This window comes from Pseudomonas sp. NFX15 (assembly GCF_049132105.1).
Lineage (GTDB): Bacteria > Pseudomonadota > Gammaproteobacteria > Pseudomonadales > Pseudomonadaceae > Aquipseudomonas.
Genome location: NZ_JAFMPV010000058.1, coordinates 1 through 1,224, shown reverse-complemented (window position 1 = coordinate 1,224; position 1,224 = coordinate 1). Strand labels below are relative to the sequence as shown.

At 60.9% G+C, this 1,224-nt stretch carries 1 protein-coding gene; it reads right to left on the bottom strand.

All coding sequences use genetic code 11. The annotated features are described in order from the left end of the window. The coding region (locus J1D76_RS27800) for an aldehyde dehydrogenase (NADP(+)) (protein ID WP_421141561.1) at nucleotides 1–1,224 on the bottom strand (1,224 nt) is incomplete at both ends.

Below are 1,224 nucleotides of genomic sequence, written 5' to 3'. Positions count from 1 at the left end.
GCGAACGCATTGACGACGATGCGGCCCGTGCGACGCTCCAGAATGGGCAACAGTCGCGCAGCAAGTGCGTGATCGGGTTGATCGATCTGCATCGTCGCGGAAAGCTGCCCACGAAACTGCTTGGCGAGGGCGATTAATTGCTCAACATCCTTCACACGCACGAGCAATGCAGCAGGACCGAACACTTCGTCTGACAGCGTTGCATCGTCAAGCATGCGCGCACCGTCGACTTCGAAGAGCACCGATTGCCCGTCCCATGCACCTTGCGATTCACCGCCTGCCGCGATGCGCTCGGCACCTGCTGCGGCCTGCCGCTCGACGTTCTTGCGATACGCGCCGTTGATGCCGGGTGTCAGCATCGTGCGCGCGTGCATGGCTTCGACGCGGGCAATCATTGCGTCCTTCAGTTCGGCGTAACCGGAGCCATCGATAGCCAGCAGAATCGCGGGTTTCAGACAAGCCTGGCCGACGGTAACCAGCATACGTTCAGCGAACCCATCGCCGATCACACCGCCGCGTGCGGCGAGCGCGAAGGGCAGCACAAACGTCGGATTGACGCTGGTCATTTCGGTGAAGACGGGAATCGGATCAGGACGTTGCTGCGCGCGCCGGAAAAGCGCCATACCGCCGACTTCTGAGCCCGTGAATGTCACCCCCTTGATGAGCGGATGATCGACCAGCGCCTCTCCGATTTCATTGCCGCCACCGCGAACGAGCGAGAACACGCCTTCGTGCAGGCCAGCCTCTTTGACAGCCTGCTGGATCACGCGCGCCATCAATTCCGATCCGCCAGGATGAGCGTTGTGCGCTTTCAGAATGACGGGGCAACCAGCAGCCAGCGCCGACGCCGTATCGCCGCCTGCAACCGAATAGGAGATCGGAAAGTTGCTTGCACCGAAGATCGCAACCGGACCGAGCGCAATCTTCTGCAAGCGATGATCCATCCGAGCGCGCGGTTGACGCTCGGGTTGGGCCGGATCGATGGCAACCTGTCGAAAGCGTCCCTGACGGACGACTGTCGCGAACTGACGAAACTGGATCGCAGATTTCGCCGTTTCACCTTCGAGTTGTGCGACCGGCAGGCCGCTTTCAAGTGAGATGCGTTGCGCGAGTTCGGATGTAATCGAATCGAGGCCGTCAGCGATGCGCTCAAGGAAGCCGGCACGTTCGGCCAGACTCGTATTGTTGTAACTGTCGAATGCCTCATCAGCCAGTCGCGCCGCG